The sequence below is a fragment of the Bifidobacterium angulatum DSM 20098 = JCM 7096 genome (assembly GCF_001025155.1).
Classification (GTDB): domain Bacteria; phylum Actinomycetota; class Actinomycetes; order Actinomycetales; family Bifidobacteriaceae; genus Bifidobacterium; species Bifidobacterium angulatum.
The window spans coordinates 1-20,089 of the sequence record NZ_AP012322.1 but is presented as its reverse complement, the minus strand read 5'-3'; the positions used below and the strand labels follow the sequence as shown (position 1 = coordinate 20,089).

13 protein-coding genes are annotated in these 20,089 nt (G+C 58.5%); 4 read left to right on the top strand and 9 right to left on the bottom strand.

The window, feature by feature from the left end:
* Window positions 1-36: 36 nt before the first annotated feature.
* The 4 genes from BBAG_RS00065 (at window position 37) to rlmB (ending at window position 5,762) form a co-directional block, all read left to right on the top strand.
* Window positions 37-2,109 (top strand): cation:proton antiporter, encoded by a 2,073-nt coding sequence (locus BBAG_RS00065; RefSeq protein ID WP_003825329.1) that lies wholly within the window; start codon window positions 37-39, stop codon window positions 2,107-2,109.
* Between the two features lie 319 nt (window positions 2,110-2,428).
* The gene (gene dcd / locus BBAG_RS00060; protein WP_003825327.1) at window positions 2,429-3,010 is read left to right on the top strand and encodes a dCTP deaminase; all 582 of its coding nucleotides are present in this window, start codon (window positions 2,429-2,431) and stop codon (window positions 3,008-3,010) included.
* Between the two features lie 68 nt (window positions 3,011-3,078).
* Window positions 3,079-4,608, top strand: coding sequence for a hypothetical protein (locus BBAG_RS00055; protein WP_003825325.1), 1,530 nt, complete (start codon window positions 3,079-3,081; stop codon window positions 4,606-4,608).
* Between the two features lie 161 nt (window positions 4,609-4,769).
* Window positions 4,770-5,762 carry a 23S rRNA (guanosine(2251)-2'-O)-methyltransferase RlmB gene (gene rlmB, locus BBAG_RS00050; RefSeq protein WP_033508751.1) on the top strand — a complete coding sequence of 331 codons (993 nt, stop codon included), beginning with the start codon at window positions 4,770-4,772 and terminating at the stop codon, window positions 5,760-5,762.
* Window positions 5,763-6,162: 400 nt separating this feature from the next.
* On the opposite strand, the gene BBAG_RS00045 is transcribed toward rlmB, so the two are convergent.
* The 9 genes from BBAG_RS00045 to dnaA form a co-directional block, all read right to left on the bottom strand.
* On the bottom strand, window positions 6,163-7,572 hold the full coding sequence (locus tag BBAG_RS00045; protein WP_003825320.1) for a DUF4032 domain-containing protein: 1,410 nt from the start codon (window positions 7,570-7,572) through the stop codon (window positions 6,163-6,165).
* Window positions 7,573-7,801: 229 nt separating this feature from the next.
* Window positions 7,802-8,929 (bottom strand): ABC transporter ATP-binding protein, encoded by a 1,128-nt coding sequence (locus tag BBAG_RS00040; protein WP_003825318.1) that lies wholly within the window; start codon window positions 8,927-8,929, stop codon window positions 7,802-7,804.
* Between the two features lie 519 nt (window positions 8,930-9,448).
* Window positions 9,449-10,060 carry a DUF3566 domain-containing protein gene (locus tag BBAG_RS00035; protein WP_003825313.1) on the bottom strand — a complete coding sequence of 204 codons (612 nt, stop codon included), beginning with the start codon at window positions 10,058-10,060 and terminating at the stop codon, window positions 9,449-9,451.
* A 55-nt stretch (window positions 10,061-10,115) separates the two neighbouring features.
* Window positions 10,116-12,794 (bottom strand): DNA gyrase subunit A, encoded by a 2,679-nt coding sequence (gene gyrA / locus BBAG_RS00030; protein WP_033508748.1) that lies wholly within the window; start codon window positions 12,792-12,794, stop codon window positions 10,116-10,118.
* Window positions 12,795-12,947: 153 nt separating this feature from the next.
* On the bottom strand, window positions 12,948-15,038 hold the full coding sequence (gyrB, locus tag BBAG_RS00025; protein WP_152595333.1) for a DNA topoisomerase (ATP-hydrolyzing) subunit B: 2,091 nt from the start codon (window positions 15,036-15,038) through the stop codon (window positions 12,948-12,950).
* A gap of 157 nt (window positions 15,039-15,195) precedes the next feature.
* Window positions 15,196-15,666, bottom strand: a complete 471-nt coding sequence (locus BBAG_RS00020; RefSeq protein WP_003825306.1) for a DUF721 domain-containing protein — start codon at window positions 15,664-15,666, stop codon at window positions 15,196-15,198.
* Entirely contained in the window at window positions 15,663-16,817 is a 1,155-nt protein-coding gene (gene recF / locus BBAG_RS00015; protein WP_003825304.1) for a DNA replication/repair protein RecF, read from the bottom strand. The genes BBAG_RS00020 and recF overlap by 4 nt, the downstream gene beginning before the upstream one ends.
* A 32-nt stretch (window positions 16,818-16,849) precedes the next feature.
* Entirely contained in the window at window positions 16,850-17,974 is a 1,125-nt protein-coding gene (gene dnaN, locus BBAG_RS00010; protein ID WP_003825302.1) for a DNA polymerase III subunit beta, read from the bottom strand.
* Between the two features lie 558 nt (window positions 17,975-18,532).
* Complete coding sequence (dnaA, locus tag BBAG_RS00005; protein WP_003825300.1) at window positions 18,533-20,083, bottom strand: chromosomal replication initiator protein DnaA; 1,551 nt, start codon at window positions 20,081-20,083, stop codon at window positions 18,533-18,535.
* Between the last annotated feature and the right edge of the window lie 6 nt (window positions 20,084-20,089).

The window sequence follows — 20,089 nt, the reverse complement described above, 5'->3', positions numbered from 1 at the left end:
TACTGTTATCAACGTCCCTCCAAGGTAAGGAAACTTGTGGCCGTAATCGAACTTATTCTCTGCATTATCGCCATTGTCGTGGCGTCATCATTTCTCAGTCGCTTCATACCCAAGGTATCCACGCCGCTCGTGCAGATCGCGTTGGGCGCCCTTGCCAGCCAGCTGCCGTTCTTCCAGGGCGTACAGCTGAACCCGGAATTGTTCATGGTGCTGTTCATCGCGCCGCTGCTGTATCTCGAAGCCCATGACATCGACAAGTCCGAATTGCTGAAAACCGTGAAACTCAGCCTATCCCTTGCCATCGGACTGGCCATCGCCACCATGGCAGCGGTCGGATTCGCCCTGCACTCGATCTGGCCGGCAATGCCCTTGGCGGCCGGACTGGCCTTAGGTGCCGCCTTGGGGCCAACCGACGCCGTCGCCGTCAGCTCATTAGGCAAAGAGGCTTCGCTGACCACGCGCCAACGCAGCGTATTGAAAGGCGAATCCCTGTTCAACGACGCTTCGGGCATCGTCGGGTTCCAGTTCGCGATCTCTGCCGCCATCACCGGGGAATTCGCCGTTGGAAAAGCCACCGGGGAATTCATCGTCTCGTTCATCGGGGGAGCGGCGTTCGGATTTATCGTCGGACTGTTCATCAACTGGCTGTTCGAAACCGTCCGCTCGCTGGGATGGGAGAACACCACCACCCGCATTCTCATGGAACTGTTCCTTCCGGTGCTGCTGTATGTGGGAGCGGAGGAATGCCATGTGTCGGGTATTCTTTCCGTAGTCACTGCAGGTCTGCTGATCCGTTTCGACCGTACCGGAATCGGGCCGAACGTGGCACGTACCAATATTGTGTCCTCAAGCGTGTGGGGAGTACTGTCGTTCACGCTGAACGGCGCGGTGTTCATTCTGCTGGGCATGCTGCTGCCCCAGGCGATGACGGCAAGCTGGTCCGATCCGAACGTCAGCAATAAGCAACTGCTGACGGTGATCCTGCTGATCACCGTTGTGGTGATCACGCTTCGTTTCATCTGGGTGGCTTCCATGCTGTGTCTCGCGCGCGACACCACAACCGGCAAGCGTCGCAAAATGTCGCCCGACCGCTGGCGTTCCGCCGCGGTCATGACATTCGGCGGCCCCAAAGGCGCCATCACATTGTCGCTGATGTTCACCATTCCTTACACCATTGCGGCAGGCGCGGAATTCCCCATGCGCGATGAACTGATCTTCATCGCCGCCGGCGTCATCGTCATGACGTTGCTGCTGGCCAACTTCACGCTGCCGCTGCTGGCGCCGAACCATGCCGAAAACACTTCGTCCGAAATGTTCGAGGTCACGATCGAGGTGCTGAGACAGACGGTGGAGGAACTCACCACCCGCATCACCCCGGACAACCGCCGTGCAGTGCTGATGGTCATCGATTCCTACACCAAACGCATCAGCCGTTTGAAGCAGCTCGCCGGCATCGTCGACTTGCACGGCTATGAACAGCTCAAGCTCCAGGCACTGTATTGGGAGAAGGAATTCGTGCGTGCCCGGCAGGCCGAGGTCAGGGCGCATCCGAATGCCAACAAGGCTGTGCAGGAACTGAATCTGGAAGCGTGCGAGCGCATGCTCGACCAGATCATGAATTCGCTTCGACATGCGTCCGCGAACCCGGAATCAGGGCATACCGTATCCCAGATTCGCGGCCGTATCCGCCGATTCCAGCATCGAACGGGCAATATCGTCAAGCGCGTAGGCAATCGCATCCGTCGAACCACTCCGCTTGTCAGCGAAGATCAGATCTTCGCGCACACGCAGGTGCTTCAGGTCGAAGCCATCGATCATGTCATTGAACGACTCAGCGAGGAAATGACCAAAGACACCTACAACACGGAATTCTGCTCCGCACTGATCCTTGATTATCGTCGAGCCGAAGCCTCGCTGAAATCACGCCCGAATATGGAGGGAAGCACCGAGGCCGCCAATCAGGCAGCCGATATCAAACGGGACAGCTACGGCATCGAGCTCGGCGTTGTGCAGGACATGCTCGAAGCCGGCGATATCACCCGTGCGCAGGCCAAGGCGCTGCGTCGCAATATCTACGTGATGCAGGTGGATGCGGATTCGGGAGTCTGAGTCGGCAATGCCGTTTCGCAAACCGCTGCATTGCATGCCGGCGAGTGTGCCGACAAAGGAAACCCCGGTGGGGTCGCCACCGGGGACAGAAAAAGGAGAGAAGAAGAAGATTCAATTATCGGAGCCATATGGCCCGGGTCGATTGCTTTCGACAGGTCCTATATAACCTCACGTTCCTGTGCTTACCGATACGGTTATCTGATAAATACCTGAGAATTCCTCAATACCGCGCATTATGCCAAACGTCCTTATCGCAACCGCGATAGACGGCAGGCACTAGACTGGCGGTCAGTATCGTTTCCATTTGCGAGGAGCTCTCATGCTGTTGTCCGACCGCGACATTCTGACCGCACAGGCCGAAGGACATATTTCATTGGATCCATGGACGCCGGAGATGGTGCAGCCTGCCTCAATCGACGTCAGGCTCGACCGGTTCTTCCGTTTGTTCAACAATCACGCCTACACCTATGTCGATCCCGCCGAAAACCAGGGCGAGCTGACCGAACAGTTCGAGGTCAAGGCGGACGAGCCGTGGATCCTGCATCCGGGGGAATTCGCGTTGGGATCCACTTGGGAGTATGTCAAACTCGATGCCAGCATCGCGGCTCGCCTGGAAGGCAAAAGCTCGCTTGGACGCCTGGGAATCCTGACGCATTCCACAGCCGGATTCATCGACCCCGGTTTTGAGGGGCATATCACGTTGGAACTGTCCAACGTCTCCACGCTACCGGTCAAGCTGTGGCCTGGCATGAAAATCGGTCAGATGTGCTTCTTCCAGCTCAGCTCCCCGGCGGAACACCCGTACGGGTCCGCCGGCACCGGATCGCATTACCAGGGGCAGCGCGGCCCGACGCCGAGCCGTTCCTATGAGAACTTCTACCGCGCGCGCATCACCGACTGACTCGCGGTATCCGATATTTCGTTTCGGCGGCCTTCACCGGCCGCCTTTGCATATACAAGGAGATAAGCATGAACGACCCCAGTGGCGAGTTCCACTTCGATTTTCAACGTCAGCCTCGCGCCAATCGTCCGTCCGACGAGGAAACCACTGTGCTGAATCAATCGCAGAACAGCGAAGCGACGCAGGCGTTCCCCACCAGCTCGAATCCGGTATCGAATACCGCAGCGACCCCGGAAACCCCGCCCAGTTCCGCATCGCTAGGCGAGACACAGGCCATGCCGCCGCTATGGGATCTCGAGGACTTTGCCGCACCGGGCACGGCACCCTCGGCCGCGCAACCCACACAAGCCATGCCGCAGACGACATCAGCCGCACAACAGCCCACGCAGGCCATGCCACAGCCCACGCAGGCGTTCCCCATCGCATCGCAACCCACGCAGGCGTTCCCCACTATGCCGACGCCCCCAGCAGCTTCGTCAACGCCGGATCAGCTGCAGGCAACACAGGCCATGCCGGCTCAACTACAGGCCACGCAAGCCATGCCGCAAACGGCGCCAGCCACGCAGTCCACCATATTCGGCAATCAGGCCGACCAGCCTACGCAGGTGTTCACCCCTGACACCGCCCAGCCACGCGTAGCCGGCCAAACCACTCCTCGTACCATCACCCCTTCGACGCAACCGACGATTCTGCCGCCCACCATTCCTCCCAACGACCACGATGACGCCGAGCAAGACGGCACGGCACCGAACAAAAAAGCCAGGAAACTCTCCAACGGCAAGATCGCCGGAATCGTCATCGCAGCCATTGCGGTTGTCGCACTCATCGTGGCTGGCGTGATGTTCTTCCGCTCGAACAGCGGAAAGCTTGCCTATGCCGCATGCACCGGCGCGCAGTCGTCATATAACGATACGGTCAAGAAACTGAACGCGGAGGCGACGCAGGCGCAACAGAACGCGCCAGCAGCCAGCACCGTAGACGATCAGCAGACGCTGACCACTCTCAATCAGGCTATTGCCAACGCCTCATCCGTTACCACAACGGCAAGCTGCTCCGCGGATATGAAAGCCAACGAGCTGAAAACGAACACGACCAGCTTCAAGAACGCCACCAAACAGGCGAAAGAGGCGCGCAAGGCCATTCAAGACGCCTTGGAAGCCGCAAACAGCAGCAAGGACGCCAAGGATGTCAACGCATTGAAAGCCGATCTGAACGCCACTATCAGCAACGCGCAGAATGTACTGAACAATTCCGCCGGCCAGGTCGCGGACGAAAGCACACGCACCGCATTGCAGAACGCGATCAGCAACGCCAATAACGTCGCCGGACAGTCCACGCCGGCGCAATCCGACGTGAATAACGCCAAATCCCAATTGCAGAAGGCCGCATCCGACGTCAACGCCTCGATCAGCGCCAAGCAGCAGGCCGACGCCGAGGCACAACGCAAACAGCAGGAACAGCAGAACGCCGCCAATCAAAACCAGAATCAGAATCAAAACCAGAATTCCACCAATAGCGGCCAGTCCAGCCAAGGCCAGAACGCCCAATGCGACGATTCGGCAGACGGCACCTGCCAAACCGGCAACGGCAACGACTGATCTGCCCACCGATTGTCGTTCAACCGTGGAATGAACGACAATCGACATCCAACGGCACCTTGATAGCAACGGTTATCAAGGTGCCGTTCCGTATCGACACCGGTGTTCCACGCCATCAACGCCGTACCGGTATGACGCGGGGTGCTGGGACAATGGGACGCATGGCACTTAAGAAAGGACCGACCAAGGGGTCGGGTGGAAAGCATAGGAACGCACTTCGAGGCAAAGGGCCGACGCCCAAAGCCGAAGATCGCGTGTATCACAAGGCATATGCGGCCAAGAAGGCCGCCGACCGACGCAAGATGTCCGATCCGCGACTGGCGGCTCGACGCCGCGCCGACAAGTTCTCGACAGGCAACACCACGGATCTGGTATTCGGCCGCAATTCCGTCCTCGAGGCGTTGCGCGTCGGCGTACCGTCGAACACGCTGTACGTGATGTCCCGCATCGAACATGACGACCGTACTCGTGAAATCGTGAAAATCGCAAGCGCCCACGGGTTGCGCATGATGGAGGCCGACCGACTGGAGATGGATCGCATCGCCAGGTCCAGCAACCATCAGGGCGTGATTCTCAAGGTCGAGCCATACCAGTATTCCTCGCTGGCGGAGCTTGCCGATCGTGCGGACAAGAAATCCCGCGCCATGGAAGCTGCGAACTCCGCTGCGGCACGCATCAGCGCCAGGCCGCTGTTCATCGCATTGGACGGGGTGACCGATCCGCAGAATCTCGGTGCGGTGATTCGTTCCGCAGCCGCATTCGGCGCCAATGGCGTGATTCTACCGGAGCGCCGCTCCGCTTCGGTGACCGCCGCGGCGTGGAAGGTTTCGGCGGGCGCCGCAGCCCATCTGCCGGTATGCCGCGTAGTCAACCTCACCAAGGCCATCGAAGCGTTGAAGGCTCGCGGCTACTATGTGGTGGGTCTTGACGGCGGCGGCGACAAGCTGGTTGGCGAAACCGGTTTCGAAACCGATCCGCTGGTAGTGGTGCTCGGCTCGGAAGGCAAGGGTCTCAGCCGTCTGGTTCGTGAGGCGTGCGACGCCATCGCCGGCATTCCGATCTCCAGTCAGGTGGAGTCCCTGAACGCGTCCGTCGCGGCCGGCATCAGCCTGTATGCCGTGGCCAACGAACGCCGTAAGGCAGCTGACCGCTGACTTCTCCTGCAAGGAGGCAAACCATTTCGTATCGTCCCATGGAATCCATGGGACGATTTTTTATGGCTTTTCTCAGCGTATAGCGGTGAACTTCCAGGAAAACCCAGTGTTAGACACAGCAACGGGTGGTTATATATCAAATACCGAAGCAATTCGGGCGGAGCTCCACAGCCTCGCATAACTCAATCTTCATCTCTTCCTTCTCCTTTTTCTTCTCCCCGGTGCCAACCGCACCGGGGTTTCTTATATGCGCATGCATTGCGCACATACGTACACATATACAACATCCCGTCCAGGTCTCAACCTGAACGGGATGTGTAGCTTCACGGTTGCCGCAGCAAGTTGCCTTGGGGGAGAGGAGAAAAACCTCCGGCTCGTCTATCGGCTGACAAGCAACAGATCAGTGACTCCACACGGCTGCGTCGGGATCGTAGTCGGGATCGTATCCGTCGTCGCCATACGTGCTTTCATCATCGATGACGCCGGAATCCGCCTCTTCCAACAGCGCGCTGATGGCCTTGTCGTCAAGCTTGTAGTTGGGCAGCACATTGTCGATATAGTTCTTCACGGCCTCGACCATCGGCACATCATGCCCGGCATGCTCGGCAAGATACCAGCGATGGGTCAGAATCTCATGGAAGAACTGCGCCGGCTGAATCTGCGAGCGGTATTCGCGTGGAATCATGCGGACGGTCGGTTCGAACACTTCGCGCATCCAATCGGTTGCCACGATTTCCAGATCCTCGCCTTCACGCCAAGTGGACGCACGGTATGCGTCAAGGTCGTTGAGCAATCGACGCGCCTGATTCTCCTGCACATCAAGACCGGTAAGGCGAAGCAGCTTACGTGACGCGTAACCGGCGTCCACCACGCGCGGGCGGACCAGCACACGCTTGCCGTCCTCCGTGGTCTTCATTTCCAGCTCGTCAACGTCGAAGCCAAGCTCGTTCAGCTTGTTGACGCGCTTTTCGATCTTCCACATCTCATCGGGCTTGAACTTGTCGGTATCGGTGAGCGCGCTCCACAGCGAATGGTAGCGGTCGACCAGGCGATTGCCGATTTCGATCTCGTCCACGTCGCCCGGAAGCAACTTGCCGTAGCTCAAATCCATAAGTTCGCCGATGATGTTGGTGCGAGCCAAATCGATATCGTATTCGCGCTGGCCTTCGGTCAGGTTGATCTGCAGATCGCCGGTTTCGGCATCGACCAGGAATGCCGTGAATGCGTCGGCATCACGCAGGAACAGCACGTTGGACAGGGACACATCACCCCAATAGAAGCCTGCGAGGTGGAGACGGACCATGAGCACGGCCAGGGCGTCGATCAGTCGTTCGGCGGTATCCGGACGCAGATTGCGTGCGAACAGCGCACGGTACGGCAACGAGAACTTCAGATGCTTGGTGACCAGAATGGCTTCCAGCGGTTCCCCATTGTGATCATGACGACCGGTAACCACGGCGATCGGCGTGACGGCGGGCAGTTCGAGTTTCTGCAGACGGCGAAGATTCTCATATTCGCGTTCGGCCATCTGCCGGGTGATTTCCTTCATTGCGTAGACTTCGTCGCCTACATGCACGAAACGCACAACGTGTCTTGAAATACCTCTCGGAAGATTCGCCAGCAGATCCTGCGGCCAGGAGGCAAGCGGCTCGGACCACGGTAGGGTGAACATCTTCGGGTTGGAACTTGCCGCGGTAATCTTCAGAGCCTGCGGTTCCGCCGCGTTCTCCGATTCGCTTTCCGCATTCACAGAAGTCGCCATGGCGACACGGGGGTCCAGCTGGGACACATCAATTGGATTAGGGGTCATGGCTCATGATTCTACCCTCGCCACCTCCCCATGGAATCGTGAATATGCTGTTTCGTCTCAGAACGGGGATACGTGAACGCGCACATAAAAAAGAAGCCCCGCGTCATAGCGGGGCTTCTTCAACGAGACGGTTAGAGAGGAAGAGAAAACGTCTCGTTTAATGGTTGACCAGCTCAGTCGAGAATCTGGTCAAGTCCGATACGACCGGCCTTGCGGCCTGTCACTCGACTCAGTTCAGACGCAGCTCGGTCGACGGAGCGAACAGATGCATCTTGGCCGGATCGATCTTGATCTTGACGACGTCGCCAACCTTCGGCAGCGCACGCGGGTTCACACGAACCGTGGTGAGCTTGTTCTGGTCGGACATGACCTGGGTGGCCTCGGCGGCAGAACCGTCGGTGATGATGTTGCCGTAGATGTAGCCATCGGAGCCGAGATCCTCGACGTTGACGACCTTCAGGGAGAAGGCGTTCGGATCGTCGGAGGTAGCCAGGGAGGCGTCTTCCGGACGGAAGCCGACGACGATCTGGCCCTTGTCTTCGGCGGTCAGCTTGTTGACGGCCTCGGCCGGCAGATCCACGGTGTCCTCACCGATCTTCGCCTTGCCGTTCACCACCGGATGGGTGTTGATGTTCATCGACGGGGAGCCGATGAAGCCTGCGACGAAGACGTTGGCCGGGCGATCGTACAGCTCGGTCGGAGCGCCGACCTGCTGCAGGATGCCAAGCTTGATGACGGCGATACGATCACCCATCGTCAGAGCCTCGGTCTGATCGTGGGTCACGTACAGGGTGGTGACACCCAGCTGACGCTGCAGGGCGGCAATCTGGGTACGGGTCTGCACACGGAGCTTGGCGTCGAGGTTCGACAGCGGCTCATCCATCAGGAAGACCTTCGGCTTACGAACGATTGCACGGCCCATGGCCACACGCTGACGCTGACCACCGGACAGAGCCTTCGGCTTACGGTCGAGGTACTCGGTCAGATCAAGGATCTTGGCGGCTTCCTCAACACGCTTGCGAATCTCGTCCTTCGGAGTGCCAGCGATCTTCAGGGCGAAGCCCATGTTGTCGGCAACGGTCATGTGCGGGTACAGCGCGTAGTTCTGGAACACCATTGCGATGTCGCGATCCTTCGGCTGCATGGTAGTGACATCCTTATCACCGATGCGGATGCTGCCCTTGTTCACTTCCTCAAGGCCAGCGAGCATGCGCAGGGTGGTGGACTTGCCGCAGCCGGACGGACCGACGAGCACAAGGAACTCACCATCCTTGATATCAAGATTCAGATTATCCACAGAGGGCTTGTCGTTGCCCGGGTAGATACGAGTGACGTGGTCGAATACGACTTCTGCCATAATTGCAATCCTTTCAGAGGCAGGTACGTGCCTCACGATCCGTTGTAAAGGGATTTCGGTGCTTCAATCTGTGAATCACCTGCCCGTTCGCATCACTGCAAACATTCAGGCAAACCGCAAACTTCTGCGTTTACTTGTTTGGTTTTGAGTTCAATGAGGTCCTCCTCATCGAGCCTTCTGTTTACTATACACGCCGATTCCGATTCGTCAATCGGCATGTTTCGTGTTCAACCGGAGATTGTGAGCCATATCACATCATACAAGTCGGCCTATTGGTGGCCTATTGCCTGGTATCCGTTCCGCTCATACACACGGCCGATCGGTTCCACGGCATGCGGCGAGTCGTTGGCCTCATACGAACAGCATCATCCGCCCCTGAGCAGTCCGGCATACCTGCCGCAGCACCAGGTCGGCTTTGCAGTATGCCGGATGAACGTTGGCACCACCCGTTGCCGACAATAAAAAACGGGCGGCGGAATAATCCGCCACCCGTTGCGCGTTGCTGCCGCCCGCCGCGACTCAGTCGTCGCCAAGCGTGATGTGCACGCCTCCCACCAGGGAGCTCACGACGTTATAGATCAGAGCGACAATGGCCGCGAGCAGAGTGAACAGCACGATTTCGATGATGGAGAAGATCGTCACCGCGGACAGCACCGAGCTCAACGAGAACACATCGGTCAGGTTCAAACCGCCTGCGTCAAGACCTGTGGATGCGACGATCTGCGTCAGCTGGTCGAATACGCCGACGACGTTCAGCAGCATCCACACCAGGCCCGCCGCGATGATCTGGATGATGCCCCACGCAAGCGACATCATGAAGGACACCTTGGCAACGCTCCACGCGTTCAAACGCGTCAGCGACAGGTTCATGCGGCGTGCGCGCGGCGTGCCACGCTTGCCGGACGGAGCCGGACGCACGGGAACGCCGGTAGGCGTGGTCGAAGTCGCCGTGGGGAAGGTGTGAGACTTCTCGCTGGCAGTGGACTGGCTCGACACGGAACGGGCCTCACGCGGAGCGTCATCCAGGCCGCGCGGCTGATCGACCGGTTCGACCGCCTCGGTCGCGTTGGTGTTCGCCGGCGCCTCGGCGGTTTCGGCGGTCACGTTCTCTTCAGGCTTGTCGTCGCTCATGTTGCTCCTTCATGATTCGCTATCTGTAGCCGAGACTAGCAATCTTTACCGACGATTACTCGCCATCCGACTCAGTGTTCACATTCTGTACGTCAGCGGGCTGTTCGGCCTGCTGCTCGGCGGAATCCGACTGTTCGGACTGGGCGGGCTGAACGTCGTTCTGATCGTCGGCATCATCCTTCTCGGCGTTCAATGCGATGGAGATGATCTCGTCATTCTTATCCGGCTTGGCCAGCGTAACGCCCTGCGTATTACGGCCGGTGCGCTTGACCTCGGCCACATCGGAACGAATCACCTTGCCTGACTTCATAATGGCCATCACCTGGTCATCTTCGGAAACAATCAGCGCGCCGACCAGCGATCCACGGCCTTCAGCAAGCTGCAACGCCTTGACGCCGTAACCGTTACGCCCCTGCAGACGATACTCGCTGACGGCGGAACGCTTGGCGAAGCCCTCATCGGTGACCACGAGCAGATCCTTGTCGGAATCGCCCCACACCACGTCCATAGCCAGCAACTCGTCGCCGTCGCGGAATTTCATGCCCTGCACGCCGGCGGTCTGTCGGCCCATCGGGCGCAGCTGTTCGTCGTTGGCGGTGAATTTCAGGCTCATGCCCTTTCTGGACACCAGCATGATGTCGTCGTCGGCGTTGCACAGTGCGGCACCAATCAGTTCGTCTGCGTTTTCGCCGTTCTCGTCGGTCATCAGACGCACTGCAATCAGACCGCCCTGACGCGGAGAGTCGTACTCGGCAAGCGCGGTCTTCTTGACCTTGCCGGAACGGGTTGCGAGCACCAGGTACTTGGCGACCTCGTAATTCGGAATCGACAGCACGGTCTGGATGGTCTCGTCGGGCCCGAACTGCAGCAGGTTCGCCACATGCTGCCCCTTGGAATCCCTCGAGCCTTCCGGCAGCTCATACGCCTTGAGACGGTAGACGCGACCCTTGTTCGTGAAGAACAGCAGCCAGTTATGCGTGCTGGTCAGGAAGAAGTGATCGACCACATCATCCTCACGCAGTTTCGCGCCCTTGATGCCCTTGCCGCCACGGTGCTGCGCACGGTATTCGTCGGCCTTGGTGCGCTTGATGAAACCGGAGTGGGTGACGGTGACCACCACGTTCTCTTCGGGGATGAGATCCTCGACGTTCATCTCGCCGCTGTACGGCAGAATCTTGGTGCGACGCTCATCGCCATACTTGGCGACGATTTCGTCGAGCTCGTCGCCGACGATCCTGCGCTGGCGTTCCGGCTTGGCGAGAATATCGTTGTAGTCGGCGATCTTGCGCATCAGCTCGTTATGCTCGTCGACGATCTTCTGCGCTTCCATATTGGCCAGTCGCACCAACTGCATCGACAGGATGGCATCGGCCTGAACCTGATCGATGTCGAGGAATTCCATCAGTTTCGGACGTGCGTCCTCACGCCCCTGGCTGCTGCGAATCAGCTTGATGACCTCTTCGATGGCGTCGAGCGCCTTCAGCAGACCCTGCAGAATATGATCGCGTTCCTCCGCCTCACGCTTGAGGTAGGCGGTACGACGGGCGACCACGTCGATCTGATGGTTGATCCAATGGCGGATGAACGCATCAAGGCTCAGCGTCCGCGGCACGCCGTCGACCAGCGCCAGCATATTGGCGCCAAAAGTCTGCTGCAGCTGGGAATGCTTGTACAGATTGTTAAGCACGACCTTCGGAACCGCGTCGCGCTTGAGCACGAGCACCAGGCGCTGACCGGTACGGCCGGAGGTTTCGTCACGCATGTCGGCGATGCCCTGGATCTTACCGTCGCGCACCGCTTCGCGGATGGAGGCGACCAGTCTATCGGGGTTGACCTGATACGGCAGCTCGGTGACGACCAGGCACATGCGGCCCTTGATCTCCTCGGTGTTGACGACGGCCCGCATGGTGATCAGGCCGCGGCCGGTGCGGTAGGCCTGTTCGATGCCCTTATGGCCGAGAATGGTGGCACCGGTCGGGAAATCCGGTCCCTTGATGATGCGAATCAGGTTGTCGAGCAGCTCCTCACGGCTTGCCTCCGGGTGGTCAAGCGCCCAATGCACGCCTTCGGCGACCTCACGCATGTTGTGCGGCGGAATGTTAGTGGCCATGCCGACTGCGATACCGGAGGAACCGTTGCACAGCAGATTCGGGAAACGTGCCGGCAGTACGGTCGGTTCCTGCGTCTTACCGTCGTAGTTCGGCAGGAAATCAACGGTGTCCTTGTCGATATCACGCACCATTTCCATGGCGAGCGGCGCCATGCGGCATTCGGTGTAACGCATTGCCGCAGCCGGATCGTCGCCGGGGGAGCCGAAATTGCCCTGACCGTCGACCAGCATATAGCGCATGGACCAGGACTGCGCCATACGCACCAACGTATCGTAGATGGCGGAGTCGCCGTGCGGATGGTATTTACCCATGACCTCGCCGACCACGCGCGCGCACTTGGAATAGCCACGATCGGGACGGTAGCCGCCGTCGTACATGGCATACACCACGCGGCGATGCACCGGTTTCATACCGTCGCGTACATCCGGCAACGCTCGATCCACGATCACGCTCATGGCGTAGGCGAGGTACGATTCGCGCATTTCCGTCTGCAGATCACGCACCTGGATGCGTTCGCCGACCATCAGGCCGTAATCGGTGTTGTCGGCCTCTTGCGGGCTTAGCGGTTCCATCGAGCCGTCCGGCACGAACTGACCGTTGTCATTGTTGTTTTCGTCTGCCACTTTTCCTCCGTAGCTATGCTCCTCCAACAAGGAGCTGCCGGTCACACAACCGGCTGGGGGAGAAGCCGTTCAAGGCTTCCCCCGTTACGTTTTCTGGCCCTCTTGCGCATCGGCCGTGATGTTCGAAGCGCAAGAGGAGATGCAATATGCCGGTTAGGCGTCGATCCAGCTGACGTTGCGCGCGTTGCGCTGGATGAACAGTCGGCGCGGTTCAACCTCGTCGCCCATCAGCATGGAGAAGGTCTCGTCCGCGGCTTCCGCATCCTCGATCTGCACCTGCTTCAAAATACGATGCTCCGGATCCATGGTGGTTTCCCACAGTTCCTGATAGCTCATCTCGCCCAGACCCTTGTAGCGCTGGATGCCTTCGCCCTTCGGCAGCTGGCGTCCCTTCGCCTTGCCTTCGGCAAGCACACGGTCGCGCTCGGCGTCGGTGTAGACGAAATCATGCGCGCCCTTGGTCCACTTGAGTCGGTACAGCGGCGGCATGGCCACATACACGTAACCGGCCGTGATCATCGGCCGCATATAGCGGAAGAACAAGGTCAGGTTCAGCGTGGCGATATGAGCGCCATCGACATCGGCATCGGCCATGATGATGACCTTGTGGTAGCGCACCTTGTTGATATCGAAGTCCTCGCCGTAACCACCGCCGACCGCGGTGATCAGCGATTCGATGGTGTCGGACTTCATCATGCGGTCAAGGCTTGCGCGCTCGGTGTTCAGGATCTTGCCTCGCAGCGGCAGAATCGCCTGGGTGATCGGGTTGCGCCCCTGGATGGCGGAACCGCCTGCGGAATCACCCTCCACGATGAACAGCTCGCATTCCTCCGGATTGTTGGACTGGCAGTCCTTCAGCTTGTCCGGCATGCCGGCGGATTCGAAAATCGACTTACGTCGAGTGTTTTCGCGGGCCTTCTTGGCGGCAAGACGAGCGCGGGACGCTTCGATGGCCTTCTGGATGACGTTCTTCGCCTCGCTCGGATGCGCGTCGAACCAGTCGCCGAGCTTGTCGGTCATCACACGCTGCACGAAGGTCTTGGCTTCGGAGTTGCCGAGTTTGGTTTTCGTCTGGCCTTCGAACTGAGGGTTGGTGAGCTTGACGGACACCACCGCGGTCAGGCCTTCGCGTACATCATCGCCGGACAGGTTCTCGTCCTTGTCCTTGAGGATGTTCTTCTCACGCGCATAACGATTCACCAGTGAGGTCAGCGCGGCTCTAAAGCCTTCCTCGTGGGTGCCGCCCTCGGTGGTCGAGATGGTGTTCGCGAAGGTGTGCACGGATTCGGAATACGCGGTGGTCCATTCCATGGCGATTTCCGCGGAGATGCCCAGCTTGAGGTCTTCGGCGTCGAAGTTGATGACCTCGTCCTCCACCGGCACGGCCTTGCGGGACTTCACCAAATAGTCCACGTAATCCTTGATGCCGTTGACGTACTGGTAGGTGGCGGTCTGATGCAGTTCCTCGGCGGCATTGTCGCCGTCGCCGGCCACTTCGTCGCCGGCTTCGTCCAGTTGGCGAAGATCGGTCAGCGTGATCTTCAGGCCCTTGTTCAGGAACGCCATCTGCTGGAAACGGCTACGCAGCGTCTCGAAGTCGTATGTGGTGGTCTCGAAGATCGCCGGATCGGCCCAGAAGGTGACGGATGTGCCGGTGGACTCGTCGTCTGTCATGGGCTGCCCCTGCGCCAGCGGTGCCGTGGGGTGCTGGTCCTTATAGGTCTGGGTCCAGTGGAATCCCTGGCGGCGCACTTCGATGTCCACGCGGGTGGACAGCGCGTTCACCACGGAGATACCCACGCCGTGCAGACCGCCGGAAACGGCATAGCCGCCACCGCCGAACTTGCCGCCGGCGTGCAGCTTGGTCATCACGGTTTCCACGCCGGAGACACCTTCGCCCGGCACGATATCGACGGGGATGCCACGGCCATCGTCCACGACGCGAATGCCGTTATCCGGCAGAATCGTGACTTCGATATGGCTGGCGTAACCTGCCAACGCCTCATCCACCGAATTATCGACGATCTCATACACCAGATGGTGCAGGCCGCGAGGACCGGTGGATCCGATATACATGCCTGGGCGGATACGCACGGCCTCAAGACCTTCAAGAACCTTAAGATCGGAGGCGTCGTAATGTTCGGGAGTCATTGACTCGTCGAGCTCGCCATCCTGCAATTCGGCATTATTGATATGTTCGTCTACGGCTTTGAGCTGTTCTTCTTTGCTCGTAGCATTCTCCAGCGAATCCGCCAAGGAGCTTCCTTCCTGCGTCACTGGCTCGCGAAGGGGTTTTTCGCGGTCCATTACCTCAAAAACGCCTTCTAAGGCCCCTTGAGACGTTTTGACTATACTGCATGTGATTCTACTCACGCACCGCGACGAGCACTATATACAGCCGTTAACGACGTTTGCCCCATTTTCTGCTGTACCCCACGGAGGGCCCCCTCACCCGAATATCGGTAATGGGCAGCCCTTCCAGTTTTCTGGTGATGGTATCGGTGAGCTGCGGAATAAGAAACGTAAGCTGCGTGGCCCATACCTGGGATTCGGCCGCGATGGTCAGCACTCCGTCGCGCAGGCTCACGACATGGGAATGCTGCGCCACGCCAGGACCAACCACCTGATCCCAATGGTTGTTCAGCTGGGAGATCTTAAGATACGGCATCCAATTGCCGTTCTTCGCGATAACCGTCGCCACGCCACCGAGTTTGACCGGGTCGCGCCCCGGTTTGCCGAAGTTCTCCCATGCGAGTTCCGCTCGAATGGCCCTGATTTTGCGCGAATCCTCACGCCGCGCATATCGTTCGAACACCTGAGCTGGCAGGGTGCGCTGGTCCAGCTTCAATGTCACCGTTATCGGCGGTTTCATAGCGAACCGCTTCCTGACGGCATGGGCATCGCACCGAACATATCCGATTGTTCCTTCAGCGAGGCGACGTCGATGATATTCGCCCTATCGTCTTGCGGAATATCGCTCGCCGCGGCAGCGGTGACCAGCACCTGATCCTGATCATTGGCGAAATCGAGGATCTGATGCCTACGAGATTCATCCAGCTGCGCGAACACATCATCGAGAATCACAATGGGCCTGATGCCGCGAGATTCGGCGATCGCCTCGAACAACGCCATTTTGAGCGACAGCGCCATGGTCCACATCTCGCCGTTCGAGGCGAAATCACGAGCCGGCTCGCCATCGAGCAACACCGAGAAATCATCGCGCTGCGGGCCGATGAGGTTCATGCCGCGAGACACCTCGCCCGGGTATAGACGCTGGAAATGTTCGGAGATATTCAGCTCCGGAGTATCACAGTCGCGGACTTCCACAAACGACGGCTCATAGACGATTTCCGCTTTGCCGTGCCCCGAGGCAAGGCGTGCATAGATATCGGAGAACGGGGTCGCCAGAATCCCCATCACCTCGTTACGCATTCTGGTCAGGGCGACGCCGGCTTCGATGAATTGCCCCGTCCAAACCTCCAGTCCGCTCAATACCGCATCCGCTGAGCCTTCATGCTGACCAAGCTGCTTCAGGAGTGCTGCACGCTGGCGTGCGATCTGCGTGAACCGCTGCAGCCGACCGGTGTACCCGGGAATCAGCATACCGGCACTCTGATTGAGGAAACCGCGGCGCGTGGCCGGATCCGCGCTGATCAAACGCTGGTCTTCCGGTGTGAACGAGACAGACGGCACCAGACCGACCACATCGCGAAGATACTGCGACGGCCCGGAATTCACTCGTGCACGATTCGCGCCACGCGCTGCAATCGTCACCTCGTAGGTGGTGGTTTCGGCAGTATTGGCATTGACTCGAATGGTCGCTTTGCCATACCCGCGTTCCACCAGCGGCAGCGAGGAGTTCACCCTATGGCTGCCGCCGGTAGACAAAACCTCCACGGCCTCGACCAGATTGGTTTTGCCCAGACCGTTCGCCCCATACAGCACGTTCACTCCAGGCGTAAAGTCCACTACGACCTGATTCCAGGAACGGAAATGGTCAAGAGCGAGGCGCGAAATATACATGGCTGTCAGTCGGGGTAGATGGAGGCTGTGATTCAGTTGTTGAATCGCATCGGAACGAGCAGATAGCGGTAATCCATCGACTCGTCGGAGTCGGCTTCCTGCTGGCCGTTGAATTCCACGGGCTTTACGGCGGTGGTGAGCTTCATGCGGACATACGGTTCGCTGATGGCGCTCAGACCTTCGATAAGGTACGACGGGTTGAAGGCGACGGTGATGTCGTCACCATCCATATCGACGTCGATGATTTCCTTTGCCTGCGCTTCGTCCACGGCACCGGCGCTCAAGGTGAGTTCCTGCCCGGAGAAGACCATGCGAATGGGGGCGTCACGTTCGGCGACCAGGGCCACACGCTTGATGGCGCCGATCAGGGACTGCTTGTCGATGACGGCTTGAATCGGATAGTCGTCGGCGAACAGTCTGTCGACTGCGGGGAATTCGCCGTCGATGAGCTGCGAGGTGGAGGAGCGCCCGGCATTGTCGAAGCCGAGGAGGGACGGGTTCTCCGTATCGAAATCAAGGGTGAGGTTCTGACGTTCGTTAAGGGAACGGGAGACATCGCGAAGCAGCGAGCCACGGACGAGCGTAGTGGTGTGCACGGTCGGATCCTGGGGGCTCCAGGAGAAGGTGGCGCGGGCCAGGCGGAAACGATCGGTGGATGTCAGCACCACCTTGTCGCCGTCGAACTGCATGCGCACGCCTGTCAGCACGGGGCGGTTTTCTTCGCGGGAGACTGCGACGCAGGCCTGAGATACTGCCTGTATGAAGGTCGGTGCGTCGACCTGGCCGAGCATGCCTGGCATGCTCGGCAAATCGGGGTATTCGGCGTTCGGCATCAGCTGCATGGTGAACGTCGATTTGCCGGAGGTGATGGTCAACGTGGTGGAGTTGGCCGAAAGATAGGTTTTTTCGGATGGCAGTGATTTGGTGATGTCGGCGAGCAGCTTGCCAAGCACGAGGATGCTGCCGGATTCGTCGACTCCAGCTTCGATATGGTCGCGGGCAGAAATTTCGTAATTGAAGGCGGAAAGCCGTAGGGCACCATCTGCTGCTTCAAGCCGGATGCCGGCAAGAATTGGGTTGGAAGGACGAGCATCAATGACCCTGGTCGTCCATGCTACTGCGTCGGCGAGTGCGCCGGAATTGACTTCAACCTTCATAAAAGCCTGCTTTCACTGGGAAGAACCCGTGGAACGGGTATTTCTTGAACTGAAAATCATTGTAGCGACTTGCGGATGCTTTCAGAATCGGCTCAGTCGGCGCATTATTGCTATGAAGATTAGTTGAGGTAACTACGTCAGTAATACTCATAATAAGGTCCGGTGGATATGTGGATAACGTTCGCAATCCGTTCTCACATGTAGCATTGTGGATAACCCTCTTATTGTGGATAACTCGAAGAGTCATGTGGACAACATGGCCGGTTATCCACAGGCGTTTTGCACGAGAACGGTTATCCACATTCGGTGCAAAGTTGTCCACGAGTTATCCACAGCGAAATGTGGAGTCATCCACGGGTTATCCGCAGGCTTTACCCACATTTGTGAATAACTATGTGGATAACTTTTTTAATTTTTACCGGCTTCGCCGGAGTGTTGCGGCTGGGAGAATCGTTCTGACGAACCGAAATCCGAACGATATGTGGATTACCGCAAAACATGCAAAAACCGTCTCTCAGAATCGTTCTGAGAGACGGCAGGCGTATGTGCTTCGGTAGGTTAGTTGGATCCCTGCTTCAATCGAACCGTAAGCTCCATAACGTAGTTGTAGATATCCTGACGCTGCTGCATTTCATTGGTAATACGGTCACAGGCGTGCATAACCGTGGTATGGTCCTTGCCACCGAATACCTTGCCGATATCCACCAGACTCATGCTGGTCATTTCTCGCGTGAGATACATGGCGATCTGACGTGCAAGCGCGATGTTCTTCATACGCGAACGCCCAACGATATCGTCAAAGGTGAGATGGAAGTACTTCGCGGCCTGGCTGATGATGTCCGTGGGCTTAATCTCCACATCGGTGGTGAAGAAATCCTGCAACGTCTGCTCGGCCATGGCTCGCGTCACCGGCTGATTGCTCAGCGAAGCCACAGCGGTCACTCTGGTCAGAGCGCCTTCAAGCTCTCGAATGTTCTCCGTAAACCGCTCGGCGATCAGATCAAGCACGTCGTTCGGGATATTGCTGTGGTTCATGGACGCCATCATGCGAAGAATGGCGATACGGGTTTCCAGATCCGGCGGCTTGACATCCACCGTCAACCCGGAGTCGAAGCGCGAGATGAGGCGGGCCTCGAAGCCCTTGAGGTTCTTCGGAGCCACATCGGACGCGATGACGATACGCTTATTCGCCTGATGTAACGCGTTGAACGTATGGAAGAACTGTTCGAGGGTCGCTTCCTTGCCGCCAAGGAACTGAATATCGTCGATGAGCAGCACGTCGACGCTGCGGTATCGGCGGTTGAACTCCGCAATACGCCCCTGGCTTTGCGAAGGGATCTGCAACGCCTCGATGAACTCGTTCAGGAATTCCTCGCTATTGACGTAACGCACCTTAAGCGTCGGGTCTTTGACCAGCGCGTAGTTGCCGATGGCGTTCAGCAAGTGGGTTTTACCCAAGCCGGATCCGCCGTAAATACACAGCGGGTTGAAATCCTTGCCGGAACCTTCCGCCACTGCCAATGCCACGGTGCGGGCGAAACGGTTGGAATCGCCGGGAACGAACGTGTCGAATGTCGCATTCTTATTGAGATGCGTTTCGGGATCGCGCTGGACCTTGTTGCGGTCAACGCCATACTGCCCCTCCGCATCGCCACTGACCTGCGGCTGCAATGCCGAAGGAACGGTCGGCACCGGCCCTGCGGTTCCGAAAGGCTCCTTACCCAGATCGTCAAGGGACGGGGACGGGCCGTTCAATGGCAGTTCGGGCTGTTCCTCAACGTGGCTGGCGGGTTTCTTCGGCTGCGGCTTGGACTCAGGCTTCGGTTCCGGTGCCGTCTGCTGCGGCACGATCTTGAATGCCGGGAACATATCCTGACCGGTGACGATCTTCAGCGCTTCGAGCAGCGCCTGCATGAGTTCGTTTTCAAGCGCTTGCCGCGTGCTGGCGTTATCGACGCAGAGCACGATGGTCGTACCATATACGGCTTCGGGCGTTACCCCCTCCAGCCATCCCTTGTCACGAGGGGAAAGGGACTTCTTATGCTTCAGCAGCGTAAGGGCGTCTGACCAAATGTTCTTGGCTTGTACTGTTGGGTCTTCGGCGCTCATGGTCAC